The organism is Polaromonas sp. JS666, assembly GCF_000013865.1.
Classification (GTDB): domain Bacteria; phylum Pseudomonadota; class Gammaproteobacteria; order Burkholderiales; family Burkholderiaceae_C; genus Polaromonas.
Window position 1 is genome coordinate 200,734 of sequence record NC_007948.1, and the last position, 21,164, is coordinate 221,897.

At 65.0% G+C, this 21,164-nt stretch carries 20 protein-coding genes; 11 read left to right on the plus strand and 9 right to left on the minus strand.

The annotated features are described in order from the left end of the window. Positions 1-287: 287 nt before the first annotated feature. From BPRO_RS00925 to glcF, 5 genes are all read left to right on the plus strand, one after another. A complete protein-coding gene (locus BPRO_RS00925; RefSeq protein WP_011481159.1) occupies positions 288-3,332 on the plus strand; it encodes a transglycosylase domain-containing protein in 3,045 nt (1,014 codons plus the stop codon). Between the two features lie 91 nt (positions 3,333-3,423). After that, positions 3,424-4,359 carry an SMP-30/gluconolactonase/LRE family protein gene (locus BPRO_RS00930; protein WP_011481160.1) on the plus strand — a complete coding sequence of 312 codons (936 nt, stop codon included), beginning with the start codon at positions 3,424-3,426 and terminating at the stop codon, positions 4,357-4,359. A gap of 107 nt (positions 4,360-4,466) precedes the next feature. Beyond that, entirely contained in the window at positions 4,467-5,573 is a 1,107-nt protein-coding gene (glcE, locus tag BPRO_RS00935; protein ID WP_011481161.1) for a glycolate oxidase subunit GlcE, read from the plus strand. A gap of 18 nt (positions 5,574-5,591) precedes the next feature. Further along, a complete protein-coding gene (locus tag BPRO_RS00940) occupies positions 5,592-5,780 on the plus strand; it encodes a hypothetical protein (RefSeq protein ID WP_157045703.1) in 189 nt (62 codons plus the stop codon). Between the two features lie 5 nt (positions 5,781-5,785). Continuing rightward, positions 5,786-7,018 (plus strand): glycolate oxidase subunit GlcF, encoded by a 1,233-nt coding sequence (gene glcF / locus BPRO_RS00945; RefSeq protein ID WP_011481162.1) that lies wholly within the window; start codon positions 5,786-5,788, stop codon positions 7,016-7,018. Positions 7,019-7,066: 48 nt separating this feature from the next. Here glcF and BPRO_RS00950 read toward each other — a convergent pair whose 3' ends face one another. The 4 genes from BPRO_RS00950 to lplT are packed head-to-tail and all read right to left on the minus strand — an operon-like array spanning position 7,067 to position 10,343. Beyond that, a complete protein-coding gene (locus BPRO_RS00950; RefSeq protein ID WP_011481163.1) occupies positions 7,067-7,573 on the minus strand; it encodes a GFA family protein in 507 nt (168 codons plus the stop codon). 38 nt (positions 7,574-7,611) lie between these two features. After that, complete coding sequence (locus tag BPRO_RS00955) at positions 7,612-8,097, minus strand: glutathione peroxidase (protein WP_011481164.1); 486 nt, start codon at positions 8,095-8,097, stop codon at positions 7,612-7,614. 36 nt (positions 8,098-8,133) lie between these two features. Then, entirely contained in the window at positions 8,134-9,063 is a 930-nt protein-coding gene (locus tag BPRO_RS00960) for a DMT family transporter (RefSeq protein ID WP_011481165.1), read from the minus strand. Continuing rightward, positions 9,063-10,343, minus strand: coding sequence for a lysophospholipid transporter LplT (gene lplT / locus BPRO_RS00965; RefSeq protein WP_011481166.1), 1,281 nt, complete (start codon positions 10,341-10,343; stop codon positions 9,063-9,065). Before lplT ends, BPRO_RS00960 begins: the two co-directional genes overlap by 1 nt. Before the next feature lie 202 nt (positions 10,344-10,545). On the opposite strand from lplT, the gene alr reads away from it, so the two are divergent. Continuing rightward, positions 10,546-11,640 (plus strand): alanine racemase, encoded by a 1,095-nt coding sequence (gene alr / locus BPRO_RS00970; protein WP_011481167.1) that lies wholly within the window; start codon positions 10,546-10,548, stop codon positions 11,638-11,640. A gap of 284 nt (positions 11,641-11,924) precedes the next feature. Next, a complete protein-coding gene (locus BPRO_RS00975) occupies positions 11,925-12,386 on the plus strand; it encodes a GNAT family N-acetyltransferase (RefSeq protein WP_011481168.1) in 462 nt (153 codons plus the stop codon). Positions 12,387-12,403: 17 nt separating this feature from the next. Here the strand turns inward: BPRO_RS00975 and BPRO_RS00980 are convergent, their stop codons facing one another. From BPRO_RS00980 to BPRO_RS01000, 5 genes are all read right to left on the minus strand, one after another. Then, on the minus strand, positions 12,404-13,297 hold the full coding sequence (locus BPRO_RS00980; RefSeq protein ID WP_011481169.1) for an NAD(P)-dependent oxidoreductase: 894 nt from the start codon (positions 13,295-13,297) through the stop codon (positions 12,404-12,406). Positions 13,298-13,391: 94 nt separating this feature from the next. After that, positions 13,392-14,300 carry an EamA family transporter gene (locus tag BPRO_RS00985; RefSeq protein ID WP_041388172.1) on the minus strand — a complete coding sequence of 303 codons (909 nt, stop codon included), beginning with the start codon at positions 14,298-14,300 and terminating at the stop codon, positions 13,392-13,394. After that, positions 14,300-15,274, minus strand: a complete 975-nt coding sequence (locus tag BPRO_RS00990; RefSeq protein WP_011481171.1) for a 2-dehydropantoate 2-reductase — start codon at positions 15,272-15,274, stop codon at positions 14,300-14,302. The genes BPRO_RS00985 and BPRO_RS00990 overlap by 1 nt, the downstream gene beginning before the upstream one ends. A gap of 299 nt (positions 15,275-15,573) precedes the next feature. After that, the gene (locus tag BPRO_RS00995; protein ID WP_011481172.1) at positions 15,574-16,560 is read right to left on the minus strand and encodes a Bug family tripartite tricarboxylate transporter substrate binding protein; all 987 of its coding nucleotides are present in this window, start codon (positions 16,558-16,560) and stop codon (positions 15,574-15,576) included. A gap of 84 nt (positions 16,561-16,644) precedes the next feature. Then, entirely contained in the window at positions 16,645-17,058 is a 414-nt protein-coding gene (locus BPRO_RS01000) for a 5-carboxymethyl-2-hydroxymuconate Delta-isomerase (protein ID WP_011481173.1), read from the minus strand. 135 nt (positions 17,059-17,193) lie between these two features. On the opposite strand from BPRO_RS01000, the gene radA reads away from it, so the two are divergent. The 4 genes from radA to BPRO_RS01020 all read left to right on the plus strand — a co-directional run bounded on the left by radA (position 17,194) and on the right by BPRO_RS01020 (position 21,072). Then, positions 17,194-18,591, plus strand: coding sequence for a DNA repair protein RadA (gene radA, locus BPRO_RS01005; protein ID WP_011481174.1), 1,398 nt, complete (start codon positions 17,194-17,196; stop codon positions 18,589-18,591). A gap of 73 nt (positions 18,592-18,664) precedes the next feature. Further along, a complete protein-coding gene (locus BPRO_RS01010; RefSeq protein ID WP_011481175.1) occupies positions 18,665-19,459 on the plus strand; it encodes a metallophosphoesterase family protein in 795 nt (264 codons plus the stop codon). A gap of 137 nt (positions 19,460-19,596) precedes the next feature. Then, on the plus strand, positions 19,597-20,031 hold the full coding sequence (locus BPRO_RS01015; RefSeq protein ID WP_011481176.1) for a hypothetical protein: 435 nt from the start codon (positions 19,597-19,599) through the stop codon (positions 20,029-20,031). Positions 20,032-20,133: 102 nt separating this feature from the next. Further along, positions 20,134-21,072 (plus strand): branched-chain amino acid transaminase, encoded by a 939-nt coding sequence (locus tag BPRO_RS01020; protein ID WP_011481177.1) that lies wholly within the window; start codon positions 20,134-20,136, stop codon positions 21,070-21,072. Positions 21,073-21,164: the final 92 nt, after the last annotated feature.

The window sequence follows — 21,164 nt, forward strand, 5'->3', positions numbered from 1 at the left end:
CGCCGGTGCCAAGCCGGTGGGCTTTTTTTGTGCCTGTGCGGCTTTGCAAGATTGGGTGCCGAATCGGCACGGCCGGCGCTTCGGCGCCCGGCTGACGCCGCAGGGCTGTGCCTCTCCTGCACCGCCAGTGATATACAACAACCCATTTCGCGGGGATGATGCAACAGTAGGTATCGCCAGTGCGTGCAATTTTGTACATTTATTGCTGATTCGGGTAGCCTGTTTGTTCATTCAGCAAGGTGTCGCACGGTATTGCCAGTACGGAACCATCACCGGAGGGATTCAGGATGACGCGCGTGCCGGAAAAATGGCTGTCATTTTTTCGCTGGTTTGGGACCGCTTGGGCGTTTTCCCTGCTGATGGCGCTTGTCGTGCTGGGGCTGGTGGTGGACCGGGAACTGAGCACCTCCAGTTACCAGGCGCGTTTTTTTGCCCACCTGGCCAGCAAGGCCAGTTACGCCCTCGGCGAGGGTCCCAGCCCGTCCATCCGATTTCCCCGCAGCGGGCCATATGATGACCGCCTCGGCTACACCGAATTGCCGGCATTTCTGGGCAAGCTGACGGGACGGGGCTTCGAGATCACGCAGCAGGCGCGCTTGTCGGAGGGCATGGTGCGCCTCGTGGACGCCGGTTACTTTGCCCCCTACCCTGAAAAGACGCAGAGCGGTCTGAGCATCTTCGATTGCCACAACGACAGCCTGTTTCAGGAGCGCTATCCGCAACGGGTTTACAAAAGTTTTGACGATATTGCGCCCGTTCTGGTGCAGAGCCTGCTGTTCATCGAGAACCGTGAGCTGCTTGACCCAGATAATCCGAAGCGCAACCCGGCCGTGGAGTGGGACCGGCTGGCCAATGCGGTGCTGAACAACGCCCTGACCACCATCACCGGTAATGGCCGCTCGCCCGGCGGCAGCACGCTGGCCACCCAGATCGAAAAATACCGCCATTCTTCCGAGGGGCGCACCTCATCGGCCCGTGAAAAACTGCAGCAGATGGTGTCGGCCTCGCTGCGCGCCTATCAGCAGGGGGAGGACACCCGCGCGGCACGGCGCCAGATCGTGCTGAGCTACATCAACACCATGCCGCTGTCGGCCAAGGCAGGCTTTGGCGAAGTGCATGGCCTGGGCGATGGTTTGTGGGTCTGGTACGGGCGTGAATTCGACGACGTCAATCGCCTGCTGAAAGACGTCGATGAGAACGGCGGAGACCTCAGTGAGCCGGGCCAGCTTTACAGGCAGGCGCTCAGCCTGATGATTGCGCAGCGTCGTCCCTCCCATTACTTCGAGACCAGCGAAACCGAGCTGGAACAGCTCACCGACAGCCATCTGCGCGTGTTGGGCGGTGCCGGCGTGATTCCGCCCGCACTGCGCGATGCGGCGCTTCGGGCGAGCCTGAACCGGCGCGCCGACAAGGTGCCCGCCGAAGTTGCTTCCTTTGTCGCGCAGAAGGCGGCTAACACGGTGCGCACGCATCTTGCCGGCCTGCTCGGCGGCAGCCGTCTGTACGACCTGGATCGCCTCGATCTCGGCGTGGCCAGCACGCTCGATGCGCCGGTGCAGCGGGCGGTGACCCGCGTGCTGCGGGAGTTGCGCGACCCGGCCAGCGCCAAGGCGGCCGGACTCCAGGGCAAGCAGTTGCTGGACCGCGGCGATCCAGCCAAGGTGGTGTACAGCTTCACGCTGTACGAGCGGGGACGCGATGTCAATTACCTGCGGGTGCAGACCGACAATTTCGACCAGCCGCTCAACATCAACGAAGGCACCAAGCTCGACCTGGGCTCTACCGCCAAGCTGCGCACGCTGGTGACCTATCTCGACATCATGGCCAGGCTGCACCAGCGCCTGGCCATGCTGGACAGCACGCAGCTGCGCGCACTGGAGGTTGACAAGAAGGACATCCTGACGCGCTGGGCGGTCGATTATTTTCTGACTGCGAAAGACAAGCGCCTGGCTCCCATGCTGGAGGCCGCACTGGAACGTCGGTACTCGGCCAGCACGGGAGAAGGCTTTTTTACCGGCGGGGGACTGCACTACTTTGAGAACTTCAAGCCTGAAGACAACGGCAAGGTGATGTCGGTTCGCGATGGCCTGCGCAACTCGGTCAACCTGGTGTTCATCCGGCTGATGCGTGACATCGTGCATCACTACATGTTCCTGACGCCCGGTTCCTCGGCCAGGCTGCTGCAGGATGTCGACGATCCGCGCCGCGCTGTGTACCTGGCGCGTTTTGCCGACCAGGAGGGGCAGGTCTTCATGCGTCGCTTCCTGGTCAAATACCGCCGCAAAACCGCGCAGGAGGCAGAAGACCTGCTGGTGGGTGGTGTGCGACCGACCCCATCGCGGCTGGCCGCCATCTTCCGCACCATTGCACCCGATGCGTCGATGGATCAGTTCATCGCCTTCGTGAAGCGGCATCGAACCCCCGCCATCGACCCGGCCGACGACCGGCTGATCAAGCTCTATCAGCAATTTGCGCCCGGGCAGATGTCCCTGGCCGATCGGGGCTACGTGGCCGGCGTGCACCCGCTGGAGTTGTGGCTGGTCGGCTACCTGCGCGGCCATCCGGGCGCCAGCCAGTCGCAGGTGATGCAGGACAGCCATGCCGAGCGGCAGGCGGTGTATTCATGGCTTTTTTCATCCCGTCGCAAGCAGGCGCAGGACAAGCGGATCCTGGGTCTGCTCGAAGGCGAAGGCTTTGTGGAAATCCACCGTCAATGGGCGCTCACAGGGTATCCGTTCGACACGCTGGTGCCGTCCTATGCAACCGCCATCGGCGCATCGGCGGACCGTCCCGCGGCGCTGGCCGAATTGATGGGGATTCTTGTCAACGATGGCCTGCGCAAACCGGCCATGCGGATCCAGTCGCTGCATTTCGCCGCCGCCACGCCCTATGAGAGCGTTCTCCAATACAAGCCAGGCTCGCCCGAGCGGGTGCTGGCGCCGGAAGTGGCGCAAGCGGTGCGCGGGGCCCTGCGGCTGGTGGTGGAAAATGGCACCGCACAACGTGTGAAGCGGGCCTTTGTGCGGGCGGACGGCAGTATCATGCCGGTGGGCGGAAAAACCGGCACCGGCGATCAGCGCTTTGATGTCTACGGAGGCGGTGGGCGGTTGATCACGTCGCGCGTGGTCAATCGATCAGCGACCTTCGTGTTCAACGTCGATGAACGTTTTTTTGGCACCATCATTGCCTACGTGCCAGGGGCCCAGGCCGCCGCCTATGATTTCACCAGCGGCCTGCCGGTGCAGTTGCTGAAAGTGCTGGCACCCAAACTGATGCCCCTGATGTCCGCAGCTGCCGACGACGACGTTTCTCCGGGCGCCTGCGTTCATTGAGCGCTCCTGCGCATCGCCCCCTTCCGGGAAGCGAGGCGTTGGGGCAGTACTCACAGATGACACCGATGACATTGACCAAGAGAAGGAAATCATGACCTGGCAAACCCTTGTTGCACCGCTCAGCGAACTGGGGGAGTCCCCGTTCTGGCACCCGGAGGAGCAAAGCCTTTACTGGGTGGACATTCCGGGGCGGCAGATTCACCGCTGCAAGGTGGGGGATGTGTCGAATGGCCCGGTGCAAAGCTGGGCCATGCCGACCGAGCCGGGCAGCATTGCACCAGCCCGCACAGGTGGCCGGGCCAGCGGGCTCGTTATCGCGTTGCGTGACGGCATTTATCGCGCCCGGCAGTGGGGAGGGGAATTGGAGCAACTGGTGCGGGCCGGGCACGACACCGCCACCACCCGCTTCAACGATGGCAAGGCTGACCCCGTGGGCCGCTTCTGGGCTGGCACCATGTACGAGCCCCGCGACGCCAGGCAGGCACAACTTTTTTCCGTGGATTGCCGCGAGGGCCGCGCACCCCTGGTGGAACTCAAAGCAGGCGATGCCATCATTGCCAACGGGCTGGCCTGGTCGCCCGACGCTGCCACCGTCTATTGGACCGACACGCCCAGCCACACCATACGCGCCTGGGACTGGGACGGCCAGAGCAATGTCATGAGCCGGGGCCGCGTGTTCCGGCAATGGCCGGGAAAACCGGAGGGCTGGCAGCCCGGCATGCCCGGCTACGGCGGCCGGCCGGACGGTGCCGCTGTCGATGTGGAGGGCAACTACTACGTGGCCATGTTCGAAGGCGGCCGGCTTCTCAAGCTGTCACCGGCCGGCGAACTGCTGGCCGACATCGCCGTGCCGGCGCGCTGCCCCACCATGCCGTGCTTTGGCGGTGCCGACCTGCGCACCCTGTACCTCACGACGGCCCGCTACAAGCGCCCGGACGAGGAGCTGCAAACCTGGCCGGACTCGGGCTGCGTGTTCTCGATGCGGGTCGACGTTCCCGGCCTGCCGGTGAACTTCTTCAGGGACTGAAGGGCGGGTTCTGCGGTTGGGGTGGCGCCGGCCCGCAGGAAAAAATCGAACACAGCCCGTTCAAAAAAATCAAAACCCCCTGCGCTGGAGCCGCTTACCATTGCCCCATGGCTTCAGATATTGCAGATACCGAGGTAACAGCGTCCCTGGCGGCGCGGGTGCGGGACGCCGCCGCCAGCGGTACGCCCTTGCGCATCCGCGGGGGCGGCAGCAAGGACTTTTACGGGCAGGCCCTCCAGGGCGAGGTCCTCGATATGACCGTGTTGACGGGCGTGGTCAGCTACGAGCCCAGCGAGCTGGTGGTCACGGTGCGTGCCGGCACCCCGCTGGCCGAGCTGGAAGCGCTGCTCGCGGCACAAGGCCAGTGCCTGCCGTTTGAGCCGCCGCATTTCGGCGGCGCCGGTGCGCGGGCCACCGTCGGCGGCATGGTTGCCTGCGGCCTTAACGGCCCGGCGCGCAGCAGCGTGGGGGCGGTGCGTGACTACATGCTGGGCGTGGTCCTGCTCAACGGCAAGGGCGAGCGGCTGATCTTTGGCGGCCAGGTGATGAAGAATGTGGCCGGCTACGATGTGTCGCGTTTGATGGCGGGCTCGCTCGGCACGCTCGGCGTGCTGCTGGAGGTCTCGCTCAAGGTGCTGCCCGTCGCGCCGCAGGAGGCCACGCTGGTGTTTGACATGGATGAAGCGGCGTCCTTGCGCCAGCTCAACCGCTGGGGCGGGCTGCCTCTGCCGGTCAACGCCTCCTGCTGGCACGGCGGCCAATTGTGGGTCCGCCTGCGCGGCGCCAAGGCGGCGGTTGCTGCCGCGCAAAAAACCATGGGCGGCGACCTGGTGGACGAACCATCGCTCAAGCTGTGGGCGGCCTTGCGTGAACAGACGCTGCCTTTCTTCGAACTGCAGGATGGCGAATCCCTGTGGCGGCTCAGCGTGCCCGACACGGCCGCGCCACTTCCCTTGGGCGCCACGCTGCTGGAGTGGGGCGGCGCACAGCGCTGGGTGAAACGATCGGGGGGACACCCTGCCGGGGACGTCCAGGCCATCCGCGATGCCGCGCTGGCGGCTTGCGGCCATGCCACGCTGTTTCGCTCGGCCAACAAGACCGTGCCGGTGTTCTCGCCGCTCAAAGCCCCGCTGGACCGCATCCACCGCGACCTCAAGAAACAGTTTGACCCGGCCGGTATTTTCAATCCGGGCCGCATGTTTGCGGACTGGTAAGGAACGGCAGGGCCAAGCATGCAAATGCAACGTCTGCGCCATCTGACCGGGCAACACCGGACGGTTTCCATCAAGCACCTGCCTGGCGGTGTGCAGAACCGCCAGACCCCATTTGCCGTCCCGCTGACCGTGCCAGTGCTGGCGTTCGCCATGGGCTTTCACCGCACCCTGCGGCGCAAGGTCAAAGCCATTCAACCGTCTTCCTGAACACCATGCAAACCAACCTTGCCCCCGAGTTCAAAAACACCGCCGAAGGCCAGCAGGCCGAGGCAATATTGCGCAAGTGCGTGCATTGCGGGTTCTGCACCGCCACCTGCCCCACCTACCAGCTGCTGGGCGACGAGCTGGACGGCCCGCGCGGACGCATCTACCTGATCAAGCAGGTGCTGGAGGGCGAGGTGCCGACCCGCAAGACCCAGCTGCACCTGGATCGCTGCCTGACCTGCCGCAACTGCGAAACCACCTGTCCGAGCGGCGTGCAGTACGGCCACCTGGTGGACATCGGCCGCAAGCTGGTCGACGAACGCGTGCCGCGCCCGGCGGCCGAGGGCGCCATGCGATGGGCGCTCAAGGAAGGCCTGCCCTCACCGCTGTTTGCGCCCGCGATGAAGCTGGGTCAGGCCGTGCGCGGGCTGCTGCCGGCGTCGCTCAAAAACAAGGTGCCTGCGCGGCAGGCCGCAGGGGTGTGGCCACAACGCGAACTTGCCCGCAAGGTGCTGATGCTGGAAGGCTGCGTGCAACCGGCCATGATGCCCAACATCAATGCGGCGACGGCGCGCGTGCTGGACGCGGCCGGCATCCAGGCGGTGGTGGCCCGCAACGCCGGTTGCTGCGGCGCGGTCAAGTTCCACCTGAACGACCAGGAGGGCGGCAAGGCCGAGATGCGTCGCAACATCGACGCCTGGTGGCCGCATGTGCAAGCGGATGAGGGCCAGGGGGTCGAGGCCATCGTCATGAACGCGTCGGGTTGCGGCGTCACCGTCAAGGAGTACGGCCACCATCTGCAGGACGACCCGGCCTATGCCGCGAAAGCGGCGCGCATCAGTGAATTGACGCGTGACCTCAGTGAGCTTTTGCCCGAGCTGGCCGACCGGTTGCGCGGCCGGGTCTCGGCCCCGGCCGCACCAATGGTGTTTCACCCGCCCTGCACGCTGCAGCATGGCCAGCAGTTGCGCGGCGGCGTGGAAAAGTACCTGGGCGAGCTGGGTTTCAACGTCACGGTGGCACGCAACGAAGCGCACCTGTGCTGCGGCTCGGCGGGGACGTACTCGGTGCTCAATCCCGGCATTGCCTTTCAGCTGCGCGACCGCAAGCTGGAGAATTTGAACGAAATGGCGCCCGAGGTGATTGTGTCGGCCAACATCGGCTGCATCACGCACCTGCAAAGCGGCACGGCCACGCCGGTCCGGCACTGGGTGGAGGTGCTTGACGACGCGCTGGCCTGATCGCTACGCTTTGAGCGGATACCGAGGCCGATTCCGGACGGCTTCGCGCTACTGCTGTTGTTGCTGTTGCTGCGACCTCGCCAGCAGTACCGCACGGCGCTCGAGACTTTCCTGCGGCCACAGCTGCGACGCCTTGTAGTACTCGGGGACAGCCGGCGTGTTGGGCGGCAGCACGACCCACGGCTGCTTGGTGGTGGTGTAGATGTGAATGTCGGGCGGCAGGCGGTCGGGCTCGTCAAGTGTTCCGACGCGTACAAAGCGAACAGCGTCGCCGGCGCCGGCATAGTTGCTCCAGACGGCGATGTGGCACCGCGGGCAGCGGGAAATCTTCTGGCCCTTGCCGCTCTGGGAGGGCGTGTGGATGATTTCGACCTCGCCCTGCAGCAGCTGCACGCGGTCGGCCTCGATCATCGCGTTCAGCGCGAAGGAGGCTCCGGTTTCCCGCTGGCACCAGCGGCAATGGCAGCAGTGCACGAAGAGGGGTGGCGTGGTCATGCGGTAGCGCACAAAGCGACAGGTGCAACCGCCCTCAAGGTGCGTGGCCTCCGTACTCATGGCTTGACTCTCCTGTCGAACCGGCTGTGAAAAATCCATCAGGCGGCCAGCGCTGCCTCAATGTCCCGGGCCAGCTCGGCGGGCTTGTCGGTCGGTGCATAGCGCTTGATCACCTGGCCGTTCTTGCCGACCAGGAACTTGGTGAAGTTCCATTTGATGGACTTGCTGCCCAGCAGCCCCGGCGCCTCGGCGGTCAGCCACTTGTACAGCGGGTGCGCGGCGGGGCCGTTGACGTCGATCTTGGACATCATGGGAAAACTGACCCCGTAGTTGACCTGGCAGAACTCGGCGATTTCGCCATCGCTGCCCGGGTCCTGCGAACCAAACTGGTTGCACGGAAAGCCCAGCACCGCCAGCCCCTTGCCGGCATAGGTTTTGTGCAGTTCTTCCAGCCCGCCAAACTGCGGCGTGAAGCCGCACTGGCTGGCGGTGTTCACGATCAGCATCACCTTGCCGCTGAATTCGGAAAGCGGGATGTTCTGGCCATTGATCTGGCGGGCTTCAAAAGCGTAAACGGTGTTCATGGGATTGCTCCTTGCCGGAGCCGGCTTGGCTCATAGTCATTTTGCGCCAGTTTGCGGTGGCGGCGCCAGCGCGGCCAGCAGGGCGGCCAGCACAATCAGGCCGCCACCCGCCAGCGTGCGCGTGCTGAAATCGGCCGCGCCCAGCAGCGCCGCCGACCCGCTGGCAAACAAAATCTCCGTCAGCATCACGATGGCTGTAGTGCTGGCCGCCAGCCGCGCCGCGCCGTACTGCAGCGCAGTATTGCTGGCGAGAAAGGCGACGCACAGGCCCACGGCCACGCCCACGCCACCGGCCTGAAAAGCCGGGGCGGGAACGATCTGCCAGGCCATGCCGGCCAACGCGGCTGTGCAGGCCATCACCGCACCTCCGCCAAACATCGCCAGCATGCGCGACTCGCTCGGCGTTGAGCCCAGCTTGCGCAGCAGCACATTGGTGACGGCAAAGCAGAGGCCGCCCATCAGGCTCAGCCAGTCGGCAGCACTTTGCGGCACCGGCCACGGCGCGCCGGGCGACTTCAGCACAATCACCACGCCCGTCAGCGCCAGTGCCAGCCTGAACAGCGATGCGGGTGTTGGTTTTTCACCCAGTACGGCCCAGGCGATCAGTACGGACCAGGCCGGCATCAGGTAAAACAGCAGCACCACCCGCACGACGTCGCCCACTGTCACGGCCCAGTTGAAGCCGACATTGGTCAGGCCCGCTGCAGCCAGCAGCAGCAGCAGCGCCGGGTATTTCAGCAGGCCACGCCAGGCCTGCGGTCGCCACGCCAGCACGCTGAGGGTGGCCACGCCGTAGATCAGAACGGTGGCCCACAGCGGGTGCAGGCCATAGGCCAGCAACTCGCGAAACGGCCACCAGGAGACGCCCCAGACAAAGGCGTTGAGGACCAGTGCGCCTGCGGGTAATAAGGCCCCACGGTCGTTTACTGCGGGTACCTTCCCACCAAGGCTCGCGTCGGCCGGCATCAGTGGAATTTGTCGCTGCGGGCGATGCTGAGCAGGTGATCCACCTGCTCCTTGTATTTGATGCAGTTGCTTTTGTGCCAGCGCTGGATCAGCCACATGAAGCTGGCCACCACCATGCCAAAGGCGGTGATGGCACCGAAGGCCGACAGGCCCATGCCGGTGGACAGGCTGTAGAAAGCGCCCAGGCTCAGGATGCAGGCCTGTTCGTTGAAATTCTGCACGGCGATCGAGCGGCCTGCGCCCATGAGGTTGTGGCCCCGGTGCTGCAGCAGCGCATTCATGGGCACCACCAGAAAACCGCCCAGGCCGCCCAGCAGGATCAGAAAGGGCGCGGCGATCCAGACGTTGCCAATGAAATTCATCAGGATGACCAGAAGACCCATGGCAATGCCCAGCGGCATCACGGTCGCGGCCTGGTCCAGGCGCATGCGCATCGAGGCCAGGATCGCACCCACGGCGGTGCCGATGGCCACCACACCCACCAGCGAAGAGGCCTGCGTGGTGCTGTAGCCCAGGGCGGCCGCACTCCAGGCCAGCACGATATAGCGCAGGTTGCCCGACACGCCCCAGAACAGCGTGGTGGTGGCCAGCGAGATCTGGCCCAGCTTGTCGCGCCACAGCGCCGCGTTGCAGTTCCAGAAGTCGGGCAGCAGCTCCAGCTTGTTGCGCGGCATGGGACGCATTTCGACGCCGGTGTCGGGGATGCGGGTGTTGAACCAGGCGGCAATGCTGTACAGCAGGATCAGCACGGCAATGGCGGCTTCGGGGGCGGTGTCGACGCCGGTATTGATGACGGGCAAGTCGATCGACAGCAGCAGGCTGGACACCGAGTGGCCCACCAGTTGTCCCCCCAGCAGCACGCCCAGAATGATCGACGAGATGGTCAGGCCCTCGATCCAGCCATTGGCCTTGACCAGTTGCGAGGCCGGCAGCAGTTCGGTCAGGATGCCGTATTTGGCCGGCGAGTAGGCGGCAGCGCCGAGCCCGACGATGGCATAGGCCAACAGGGGGTGCGAGCCAAACAGCATCATCAGGCAACCCACGACCTTGATGCCATTGCTCACAAACATCACCTGGCCCTTGGGCCGCGCATCGGCGAAGGCGCCGACAAAAGGCGCCAGCACCACGTAAAACAGCGCGAACATGGGCACCAGCGCCGCGGGCTGCCACTTGGGCGCCCCGCTGGTTTTCAGCAGTTCCACGGCGGCTACAAACAGCGCGTTATCAGCCAGCGAGCTGAAAAACTGGGCCGCCATGATGGTGTAAAAACCGCGCTTCATTAAATTGTGTTGATCACTGCCTGATTTGCATCAGCCGGGCTGATACCGCAAGATAAGGGTGAATGTCTCCAAATGATTCTGGTTTATAGCATGGGGGCTGGTGTCAGAATCCGGAAAGACCTTTAACCGGCGCTTTGACTACCGCAGCCAGCGCCACCTTGTCCACCAAGTCACGTTATTTCACCCACTACCTGTTTGCTTCATGCCACGTCCCATCCTTGCCACCATCCACCGACCGGCGCTCGCCCACAACCTCGCGCGCGCCCGCAGCGCCGCGCCTGACGCCCGGGTCTGGGCGGTCGTCAAGGCCAATGCCTACGGCCATGGCATTGAACACGTCTTTGACGGCCTGCGCAGTGCCGACGGATTTGCGCTGCTGGATCTGGCGGAGGCGCGGCGCCTGCGCGCGCTCGACTGGCGCGGCCCCATCCTGCTGCTGGAAGGCTGCTTCGAGGCGCGCGACCTGGAGTTGTGTTCGCGCCTGAGCCTGTGGCATGTCATCCATTGCAACGAGCAGATCGACATGCTGGCCGCGCACAAGACCCAGGTTCCGCATCGCGTGTTCCTGAAAATGAACTCCGGCATGAACCGCCTGGGCTTGCGGCCCGAGCGCTTTCGCGCCGCCTGGACGCGTCTGAATGCGCTGCCGCAGGTTGACGAGATTTCGCTGATGACGCATTTCTCGGACGCCGACGGCCCGAAGGGCATCGCGGCGCAACTCCGCGCATTTGATGCCGTGACGCATGACCTGCCCGGCGAGCGCTCGTTGAGCAACAGCGCGGGTGTGCTGCGCCATGGCGATGAACTGGCGGCCCGCTCCGACTGGGTGCGGCCCGGCATTGTGGTCTACGGCAGTGCGCCCGACTTCCCGGAGCACAGCGCCGCCGACTGGGGGCTGCAGCCGACCATGACGCTGTCGTCCCGCATCATTGGCGTGCAGGAGCTGGCGGCCGGCGACACGGTGGGCTATGGCTCCAGTTTCACCGCCGATGGCCCGCTGCGCATCGGTGTGGTCGCCTGCGGTTATGCCGACGGCTACCCGCGCCACTGCAGCACGGGCACGCCGGTGCTGGTAAACGGCGTGCGCACTCGCATGGTCGGGCGCGTCAGCATGGACATGATCACGGTCGACCTGACGCCGGTACCGGACGCCGGGATGGGGGCGGAGGTGACCTTGTGGGGCCGGTCTTCGGGCGGTGCCGTGCTGCCCATTGACGAAGTGGCGCAAACCGCCGGAACCGTGGGGTATGAGCTGATGTGCGCGGTGGCGCCGCGCGTTCCGGTGATGACTGAGTGAATGTCATTGGCTGGAATGTGCGCCTGGTATTCATCTGAGAATTGTCAGATTCACCTGCGATGGTTGCAATGCACATCTTGTGGATATCTTGTGCGATTGATGGGGGTTGGCAGCCAAAATATGTGAATAACTTTGGAATAGCATCGGGATAACTTTTCCAAAAACGACGATACGTTTTTGTCCACGCATCTGGACCTGGTTCAGCTCCTCATGGTTTGGCGGGAACTTCCATTTGAATTCTTGGTTCGATTTCCCCAACAACAATCAACTCATGGAGCTTTTTAATGCCGTCCCAAGTCACCGTCCGCCCTATCGCTGCCTCGGACTTCGAGGCCTGGCTTCCCCTCTGGGCGGGCTACAACAAGTTCTATGGGCGTTCAGGCTCCACCGCGCTCGCCGACGACATCACGCGCATGACCTGGTCGCGTTTCTTCGACGCGTACGAGCCGGTGCATGCACTCGTTGCCGAGTCCGAAGGGGGTTTGCTGGGATTGGTCCACTATCTGTTTCACCGCAGCACCACCCGGATAGCGCCCACCTGCTACCTGCAGGACCTGTTCACCACCGAGTCGGCACGCGGCCGCGGCGTCGGCAGGGCGCTCGTCGAAGCCGTCTACGAGAAGGCCAGGGCTGCGGGCTCCTCGCGCGTGTACTGGCAAACACACGAGACGAACACCACGGCGATGAAGCTGTATGACAAGGTCGGAGAACGCTCGGGCTTCCTGGTCTACGGAAAAGCGCTGTAGCGCGCCAAGGCTTCAGTTCACTGCGGCGCGATCTTCGCGCCGGTGAGCTTCTCCTGCGCCGTCACCAGGGCCGGGACGAACTTTTTCCCCTGGCCCAGCGCGCTGGCGGTGGCCAGGCTCTGGTGCACGGCTTCGCCGACGAGCGAGGGCACGTTCACCATTTCGGCCAGGTGGGTGTAGTAGCGCAAGTCCTTGCGCGCGTTGTCCAGCTCGAACTTCAGGCCTGTGAAATCGCCGTTCAAGGTCTTGGCCATCGCCTGGAACAGGCCGGAGTTCACCGCGCCGGCCGAGATCACCTCGACCAGCTTTTGCGGATTGATTCCGGCCAGTGCGCCCACCGCAAAGGCTTCGGCCGTGGCGGTGCAAATGGCCTGGCCGATGAAGTTGTTGAGCAGCTTGATCACGTGGCCGGCGCCGGGGCCGCCGACATGAAAGATGTTTTCGCAATAGGCCGCCAGCACCGGACGAATTTTGTCGAACACCGCCTGCTCGGCGCCGACCATGGTGTTGAGCCTGCCCAACTCGGCTTCCACCGGCGTGCGCGCCAGCGGCGCATCCACCAGCGTAACGCCGCGCTCGGCACACAGGGCGGCCAGGCGCCGCGTCGACTCCGGCTCGCTGGTGGACGTATCGATCACGATCAGCCCGGCGAGCGCCCTGGACAGCACGCCGTCGGGCCCGGACAGGGTTTGCTCCACCTGGGGCGAACCGGTGACGCAGATGATCACCGCGTCGCAGTCGCCCAGCCCGGCGGGGCTGGCGACCTGTTTGGCGCCGGCGGCCAGCAGGTCGGCCACGCGCTCGGTGTTGCGGTGCACGGTCAGGCTGAGGTCAAAGCCCTTGGCCTGCAGGTTGCGTGCAATGCCGTGGCCCATCAGGCCCGAGGCGCCGATCATTCCAATGTGTTTCATGCTTGTCTCCTGTGAAAATTAGCGGGAAGGTTTTGAGTTCGCACTGTACTCCGGCCCATCAGCAAGGTGGTTTTGGGTGCGTGCGCGTGCAGGCCTAGCGCTTGCGCAACCCCAGCACCATCACCGCCCCGACCACCAGCAGCGCGCCCGCGACCTGCACAGGCGCAATGGCCTGGCCCAGAATCAGCCAGGCCAGCACCAGCGCGCAGACGGGCTCGACATTCATGATGGCCGAGTTGCCGACAACGCCAAGCCTGGGCAGCACCGTGAACATGATGGTGAAGGCCGTACCGTAGAGCAGGGTCAGCGCGGTCAGGCCCCACCAGCCCGCGGCCTGCTGGGGCAGGTGAAAACCGCCCTGGCTCGCCACTGCACTCAGGGCCACCAGCCCGGCGATGGACATCGTGGTGGCCGTGCGCACCCGGCCATCCACATCGGCCGCTTCATGCTGGGTAATCACCAGCGCCAGCCCGAAAGTGCCGGCGGCGCCCAGCGCAAAGGCAACGCCAGCGCCTATGCGTGCCCACTGGCCCGCGGCGTCCAGGCCTGACGCGGCGCCGAACACGTCCAGTGCCAGCGCCAGACCGAGCAGGATGACCGGCATGGCCATCAGCAGGGCGCGCTCGGGCGCCTGCCGGTACACCAGCCAGGCCCACAGGGCCGTCCAGATGGGGTAGGTGTTGAACGCCAGCAGCGCCAGCGCCACCGGCAGCCGCGCCACCGATGAATACAGGAACAGGCTCTGGATGCCGATCAGCAGACCGATCAGCGGCAGCATGCGCTTGTGGCGCGCGCTGAAGTTCACCGGCACCCGCTGCGCCATCAGAATGACGGCAATCACGCAGGCGGTGATGACGCTGCGAAACACCACGGCGGTGGCCACATCCACGCCGTCATTGAAGGCAATCCGCGCCGCCACATGGTTGGCGCCCATCATCAGCGCGATCAGCAGCAGCGTGGCAAAGGCCGTGCCGCTGATGGCTCGGCGGGCCGGGCCAGACATCAATAAAGCCCGTGCACCCGGGCATGCAGCCGCGCCAGGCCCAGCAGCGCGTCCGTGAAGGGCGTGGGCACCTTCGTCAGCATGCCCAGCTCCCTGACCGCGCTGACCAGCGCATCCAGCTCAACCGCCTTGCCGGCTTCCACGTCCTGCAGCATGGAGGTCTTGAAGGCGCCCAGCTTGAGCGTCACGGCATGGCGGTCTTCCGGGCGCTGGTCTATGGGTATGCCAATGCGCGCGCCTATCTCTTTGGCCTCCAGCATCACGCTGGAGATGAAGCCGCGCACCAGGTCGTCGTCCATGATGCGGTCGGTGGTGGCGCCGGTCAGCGCGCTGATCGGGTTGACCGTCATGTTGCCCCACAGCTTGAACCAGATGTCTTTCTGGATCTGGTCGGACACGGGGGCTTCGAAGCCGGCCTTTTCCAGCAGGGCGGCCAGCTGCCGCACCCGGGCGGTCTTTTCACCCGAGGGCTCGCCCAGAATGAGCTTGTTGCCGAAGTGATGGTGCACCTGACCCGGTTCGTCCAGCGAGCAGCTGGCATGCACCACGCAGCCCACGATATGCTGTGCGGGAATGCCTTCGGCTAGCGCACCTTCCGGGTCGATGGAGGTCAGGCGCGTGTCCGCCAAGGCACCGCCGAAGCCCTGCAAGAACCACCACGGCACGCCGTTCATGGCGGTCAGAACGGTGGTCTGGGGCCCGATCAGCGGCGCAATCTGGCGCACCACCTCCGGCAGTGACGGTGCCTTGACGGCCAGCACCACCAGGTCCTGCACGCCCAGGTCGGCCGGCAAGGCGCTGGAGGCCACGGCCTGCGAGCTCACACGCCCGCCCTGGTGCAGGCGCAGGCCGTGCAGTTGCAGGGCGTCCAGCGTGGCGCCACGGGCCACCACGCTCACGCTGCAGCCCGCGCGCGCCAGCCCGCTGCCAATCCAGCCACCAATGGCGCCCGCGCCGTAAATGCAGACTTTCATGCTGTGCCCTGTCAAGTTGTTAATAAAAATGGGCCGGCAGCCCAATCAATATCGCCACTCTTCGCTCCTTATTTGATAGCGATAGCGTGACGGAGCGTCGGGGCCAAGACTATTCCAGTAGGGGCCGCGGGACTGGCTTTGCCAGACCGCAGGCGCAGCGGCCCCCTCGGGGGGCAGCGCAGTACACGAAGCGACAAGAGTGGGGGCCAACGAACGCAGCGCCGGGCCGCCCCAAGCAAGTTCAGCCCCCTCGGGGGGCAGGGAGTTACACGCGGTGAACGACCGTGGGGGCCACATCTCTAGCCTTCCGGCGTGAACCCAATGGCTTTCACCAGCGGGCCCCAGAGTTCGGTGTCGGCCTTCAGCATGGCGGCCAGCTGGGCGGGCGATGTGGGCATCACTTCCAGGTAAGACACCGCCAAGCCGTCAATCACGTCCTGCGACGCCAGTGCCGCACGGATCGCGCTATTCAAGCGCTGCACCACGTCCTGCGGCGCCTTGGCGGGCAGGAAGAAACCAAACCATTCGGTGAACGCCATGTCCTTGAAGCCCTGCTCCAGCAGCGTCGGCGTATTGGGCGTGAACTTGCCGCGCCTGGGGCCGCTGGTGGAGAGCAGGCGGCATTTGCCAGCCGCCACATGCTGGGTGAACTCGCCGGTCGGTCCGGACACGGCGGCGATCTGACCGCCAATCATGTCCAGCACCGCAGGCTGCGTGCCGCGAAACGCCACATGGCGCAAATCGACGTTCGCGGCGCGGCCCAGCAGGGCGCCGATGAAGTGCGGCGACGAGCCGGCGGCGGGCGAGCCGAAGTTGGCCAGGGTTGGGTTGGCCTTGCACCAGGCCAGGAACTCGGGCACGGTTTTCACGCTGGCCGGCACCATGGGACCCACGGCAAAGCCATAGTCAAACACAGCCGCAGCCGACACCGGCGTCAAGTCGGCCACCGGGTCGTAGGGCAGCTTTTTGTAGGTGTGCGGGTAAATGCCCAGCATGGACATCGGCGTCAGCAGCATGGTGGCGCCATCGGGCGCGGCGTTCTTGACAAACTGCACCGCGATCTGGCCGCCCGCGCCGGTCTTGTTTTCCACCACCGCGCTTTTGGCATAGCCGGGGTGCAGCTTGTCGGCCACGCGGCGCGACACGATGTCGGCGGTGCCGCCGGGCGCAAAGCCGGCGATCACCTTGGTGCTGTCAAGGGCCTGGGCCCAGGCCTGCTGGCCGATGCCGGCGAGCAGGGCGGCGGCGCTGGAAGACTGGATGAGCTGGCGGCGTGAGATGTTCATGGTGTGTCCTCGAAAAGTCGATGTAATCGTTGGTGAACCCGCAGATATTGTCCATGGCAAGCGGGCAGGTTGTTCGGATGTTGTTCAGCCCTGGGCGGGTTTCAGGTGCGCGGCCAGGTTGTTGCGCTTGCCTTCGTAGACCGGCATGCCTTCGTCAATTTGCAGCGTCAGGCCGAGGGCATGCTGCGCAAACACCGTTTCCAGGTGGGCGCTGGCGCTCGCCAGCACAGCGTCGCCAGCGCGCTTTTTCAGCGCCTCGCTGCGTCCCGGTGTGATGCGCAGGTTGAGGTAAATAAAGGCCCGGTCGGGCTGGCCGTCGGCGACCGCAAAGTAGGGTGCCGGCCAGGCCATCACCCGCGTCCCGGCCACCGGGAACAGCGGCGCCACCCCGTCTTCCCCGCGCAAGGCCACCAGCGTGGCGGCCAGGGTTTTGCACAAGGCGTTCATGTCGATGGCACGGTCGAGGTTGGCCGTGTATTGAATGTTCAGGTGAGGCATGGGAGTCCTGAAGAAAAAGAAAAGAAAGCCGAAAGAGCCGGCCAGTCAGCGATTATTCACCTGCCCGCAAAAACAGGTGGCGTGCCAACATTGACAAAGCAGCAATACTGGTTGTTTGTACAGTAATATCCGTTCATGGCCAAAGAAAAAACGATTTACACCTGCACCGAATGCGGCGGCACCAGCCCCAAGTGGCTGGGCAAGTGCCCGCACTGCACTGCCTGGAACACGCTGATCGAGTCGGTCGCCGAAAACAGCTCACCTGTCAAAAACCGTTTTGCATCCCTGGCCAAGGCTTCCGAGGTGACCACCCTCTCCGACATTGAGGCCACCGACATGGCGCGCACACCCACGGGCCATGAGGAGCTGGACCGCGTGCTGGGCGGCGGCATTGTGGACGGCGGGGTGGTGCTGATCGGCGGCGACCCCGGCATCGGCAAGTCCACGCTGCTGCTGCAGGCGCTGGACTCCCTGCAACGCGCCGGCCTGAACACGCTGTATGTGACGGGCGAGGAAAGCGGGGCGCAGGTTGCGCTGCGCTCGCGCCGGCTGGGGCTGGACGGCTCGCAGGTCAAGGTGCTGGCGGAGATTCAGCTGGAGAAAATCCTCGCCACGCTGGAGGCGACCCGGCCGGCGATTGCCGTCATTGACTCGATCCAGACGGTGTACTCCGACCAGCTCACCTCGGCGCCCGGTTCGGTGGCGCAGGTGCGCGAATGCGCGGCCCACCTGACGCGCTACGCCAAAGCCAGCGGACAATCTGACGGTGTTGCCCGTGGCCGGGCAACGTGCATCGTGCTGGTCGGCCATGTCACCAAAGAGGGCGCGTTGGCCGGCCCGCGCGTGCTGGAGCACATGGTCGACACCGTGCTGTACTTCGAAGGCGACACGCATTCGAGCTTTCGCCTGGTGCGCGCCATCAAGAACCGCTTCGGCGCCGTCAATGAAATCGGCGTGTTTGCCATGACGGAGAAGGGCCTCAAGGGCGTGACCAACCCGAGCGCGATTTTCCTGTCCCAGCACAGTGAGCCGGTGCCCGGCAGCTGCGTGCTGGTCACGCTGGAAGGCACACGCCCGATGCTGGTCGAGATCCAGGCGCTGGTCGACAACGGCGGCCCCAGCCCGCGCCGACTCTCGGTTGGCCTGGACCGTGACCGGCTGGCCATGCTGCTGGCCGTGCTGCACCGCCATGCCGGCGTGGCCTGCATGGACCAGGACGTGTTCGTCAATGCGGTAGGCGGCGTGCGCATCAGCGAGCCGGCCGCCGACCTGAGCGTGATGCTGGCCATCACCTCCAGCCTGCGCGGCAAACCGCTGCCCAAGGGCTTCATTGCTTTTGGCGAGGTGGGACTGGCCGGCGAGGTGCGCCCCGCGCCGCGCGGGCAGGAGCGCCTGAAGGAAGCGGCCAAGCTGGGGTTTAGCGTGGCGGTGGTGCCCAAGGCCAATGCGCCGAGAAAGCCGATTGAAGGGCTGATCATCCATGCCGTGGAGCGGGTGGAGCAGGCCATGGAAGTGGTGCGCAGTTTGAATTGAGCGCAGTTTGGTTCTAGAGTCATGCATGTAGCCAGTTCGTTTTCAAGCCCTCTCGAACCACCTCGGCCATCTCATGAGAATTGCAGTCATTTCGGACATCCATGGCAACCTGCTGGCCCTGCAGGCGGTGCTGGCCGACATTGCGCGCGCCGGTGTGGACCAGACGGTGAACCTGGGCGACATATTGAGCGGGCCGCTGCAGGTCGCCGAAACGGCCGACCTGCTGATGGCCAGTAACTTCCCGACCATCCGGGGCAACCACGAGCGGCAGCTGCTGGCGGTGCTGGGCCAGCCCGCCGGGCAGATCGACCCGCTCGACAGCGACGGCTACGCCGCCACCCAGGTGTCGCCGGCCCACGTGGCATGGATTAACGCGCTGCCCGTCTCGATGGCGCTGGACAGCGATGTGTGGCTGTGCCATGGCACACCCGGCAGCGACCTGCAGTACTGGCTGGAGACGGTGGTGCCCGGTTTTGAGCAGGGACTGGGCCCGGGGGTGCGGGCCGCCACCCTCGATGAGGTGGCCGAGCGCCTGGGCAGCGTCACCTCCGCAGTGGTGCTGTGCGGCCACACGCATGTGCCGCGCCTGGCGCAGTGCGGCGGCACGCTGGTCGTCAACCCGGGCAGCGTGGGCCTGCCGGCCTATGACGACAACCATCCTTATCCGCACGTCGTTGAAAACGGCGCCCCGCACGCGCGTTACGCCGTGCTGGAAAAATTCCGCCAGGGCTGGCAGGTCGAGTTGCGCGCCGTGCCCTACGACCACATGGCACAGGCCCGGCTCGCGGCCCACCATCAGCGCCCCGACTGGGCCCATGCGCTGGCGACGGGCTTCATGCCGCGCCCGGCCAGACCTGTGTCGCCATGAAAATGGCGGCGGCTTGTCCCCTTGACGGCTTGGCCAGGGGCCTGAGATGCCTGAAAATCAGTGCCTGAAAGGGCGCCCCGGGCGGCTACGCACTCCCCACAGCGCCAGTTCGGCTTGGCGGCTGCGAAAATAGCGCCATGAACTTCCAAAAAATTCTCGTTCCCGTGGCCGGCGTTGCCGTGGTGGTGCTGGCCTACCGGTTTTACGGCTGGGCCGGCGTGGCGGCGGCGGCTACCGCCCAGGTGATGTGGGTGCTGCTGCACTTCACGCGCATGATGCAGGTGCTCAAGCGTGCCGCCAATCGGCCGATTGGCCATGTCGAGAGTGCCGTCATGCTCAATGCCAAGCTCAGGCCCGGCATGACGCTGATGCATGTGATCGCCATGACCCGGTCTCTGGGCGAACTGAAATCAGTCAAGGACGAGCAGCCCGAAGTGTTCCGCTGGACGGATGGCTCCGAGTCGTACGTCACCACGACCTTTGTGGGCGGCAAGCTGGCGCACCACGAGCTTTTCAGGCCCGAGGTGCCCGATTCGCCGCCGGTGCAGGACGCCCCGCCGGCCGCCCCGTAAAATCAGCGTTTCGGGTTTTTACCGCCGGCCCCGGTTCCTGCCGGGCGGCTGTCCCGATTTCCGGCCCTCATTCCACGACACTCACCACACAGGATCAGCACCATGTCCCCAGTAGCACCCTCCATGGCAGACCGCGACGGCAAAATCTGGATGGACGGCCAGATGGTCGACTGGCGCGACGCCAAAATCCATGTGCTGAGCCACACCCTGCATTACGGCTGCGGCGCGTTTGAAGGCGTGCGGGCCTACAACACCGCCAGCGGCACGGCCATCTTCCGGCTGGAAGAGCACACCGAACGCCTTTTCAACAGCGCCAAGATCCTGCGCATGAAGATCCCTTTCAGCAAGGAAGAGGTCAATGAGGCGCAAAAAGCCGTGGTGCGCGAGAACAAGCTCGAAAGCTGTTACCTGCGCCCGCTGACCTGGATCGGCTCGCAGAAACTGGGCGTGTCGCCCAAGGGCAACCAGATCCACCTGATGGTCGCCGCCTGGGCCTGGGGCGCCTACCTGGGCGAAGAGGGCATGAAGCGGGGCATCCGCGTCAAGACATCCAGCTACACGCGCCACCACGTCAACATCACCATGACGCAGGCCAAGGCGGTCAGCAACTACACCAACTCCATCCTGGCCAATATGGAAGCGCTGGACGACGGCTACGACGAGGCACTGCTGCTGGACGCCTCGGGCTTTGTCAGCGAAGGCGCGGGCGAGAACGTGTTTGTGATCAAGGGCGGCGTGGTCTACACGCCCGACCTGTCGGCCGGTGCCCTCAACGGCATCACCCGCAACACCGTTCTGCACATCTGCAAGGACCTGGGCCTGGAGCTGGTGCAAAAGCGCATCACGCGCGATGAGGTCTACATCAGCGACGAAGCCTTCTTCACCGGCACCGCCGCTGAAGTCACGCCCATCCGAGAACTGGACCGCATCGAGATCGGCGCCGGCTCACGCGGCCCGATCACCGAGAAAATCCAGAGCGCCTTCTTTGACATCGTCAACGGCCGCAATCCGAAATACGCCCACTGGCTGGCTAAAGTGTGAGCCCCACGCTTGTCGCTTCGCGTACTACGCTGCCCCCGAGGGGCCGCTGCGCCTGCGGCCCGGCAAAGCCGGTTCCGCGGCCCATGCTGGTA

Coding starts and splice junctions, on each gene's coding strand:
- BPRO_RS00925 (WP_011481159.1), top strand. CDS start 288: ATGACGCGCGTGCCGGAAAAATGGCTGTCATTTTTTCGCTGGTTTGGG.
- BPRO_RS00930 (WP_011481160.1), top strand. CDS start 3,424: ATGACCTGGCAAACCCTTGTTGCACCGCTCAGCGAACTGGGGGAGTCC.
- glcE (WP_011481161.1), top strand. CDS start 4,467: ATGGCTTCAGATATTGCAGATACCGAGGTAACAGCGTCCCTGGCGGCG.
- BPRO_RS00940 (WP_157045703.1), top strand. CDS start 5,592: ATGCAAATGCAACGTCTGCGCCATCTGACCGGGCAACACCGGACGGTT.
- glcF (WP_011481162.1), top strand. CDS start 5,786: ATGCAAACCAACCTTGCCCCCGAGTTCAAAAACACCGCCGAAGGCCAG.
- BPRO_RS00950 (WP_011481163.1), bottom strand. CDS start 7,573: ATGAGTACGGAGGCCACGCACCTTGAGGGCGGTTGCACCTGTCGCTTT.
- BPRO_RS00955 (WP_011481164.1), bottom strand. CDS start 8,097: ATGAACACCGTTTACGCTTTTGAAGCCCGCCAGATCAATGGCCAGAAC.
- BPRO_RS00960 (WP_011481165.1), bottom strand. CDS start 9,063: ATGCCGGCCGACGCGAGCCTTGGTGGGAAGGTACCCGCAGTAAACGAC.
- lplT (WP_011481166.1), bottom strand. CDS start 10,343: ATGAAGCGCGGTTTTTACACCATCATGGCGGCCCAGTTTTTCAGCTCG.
- alr (WP_011481167.1), top strand. CDS start 10,546: ATGCCACGTCCCATCCTTGCCACCATCCACCGACCGGCGCTCGCCCAC.
- BPRO_RS00975 (WP_011481168.1), top strand. CDS start 11,925: ATGCCGTCCCAAGTCACCGTCCGCCCTATCGCTGCCTCGGACTTCGAG.
- BPRO_RS00980 (WP_011481169.1), bottom strand. CDS start 13,297: ATGAAACACATTGGAATGATCGGCGCCTCGGGCCTGATGGGCCACGGC.
- BPRO_RS00985 (WP_041388172.1), bottom strand. CDS start 14,300: ATGTCTGGCCCGGCCCGCCGAGCCATCAGCGGCACGGCCTTTGCCACG.
- BPRO_RS00990 (WP_011481171.1), bottom strand. CDS start 15,274: ATGAAAGTCTGCATTTACGGCGCGGGCGCCATTGGTGGCTGGATTGGC.
- BPRO_RS00995 (WP_011481172.1), bottom strand. CDS start 16,560: ATGAACATCTCACGCCGCCAGCTCATCCAGTCTTCCAGCGCCGCCGCC.
- BPRO_RS01000 (WP_011481173.1), bottom strand. CDS start 17,058: ATGCCTCACCTGAACATTCAATACACGGCCAACCTCGACCGTGCCATC.
- radA (WP_011481174.1), top strand. CDS start 17,194: ATGGCCAAAGAAAAAACGATTTACACCTGCACCGAATGCGGCGGCACC.
- BPRO_RS01010 (WP_011481175.1), top strand. CDS start 18,665: ATGAGAATTGCAGTCATTTCGGACATCCATGGCAACCTGCTGGCCCTG.
- BPRO_RS01015 (WP_011481176.1), top strand. CDS start 19,597: ATGAACTTCCAAAAAATTCTCGTTCCCGTGGCCGGCGTTGCCGTGGTG.
- BPRO_RS01020 (WP_011481177.1), top strand. CDS start 20,134: ATGTCCCCAGTAGCACCCTCCATGGCAGACCGCGACGGCAAAATCTGG.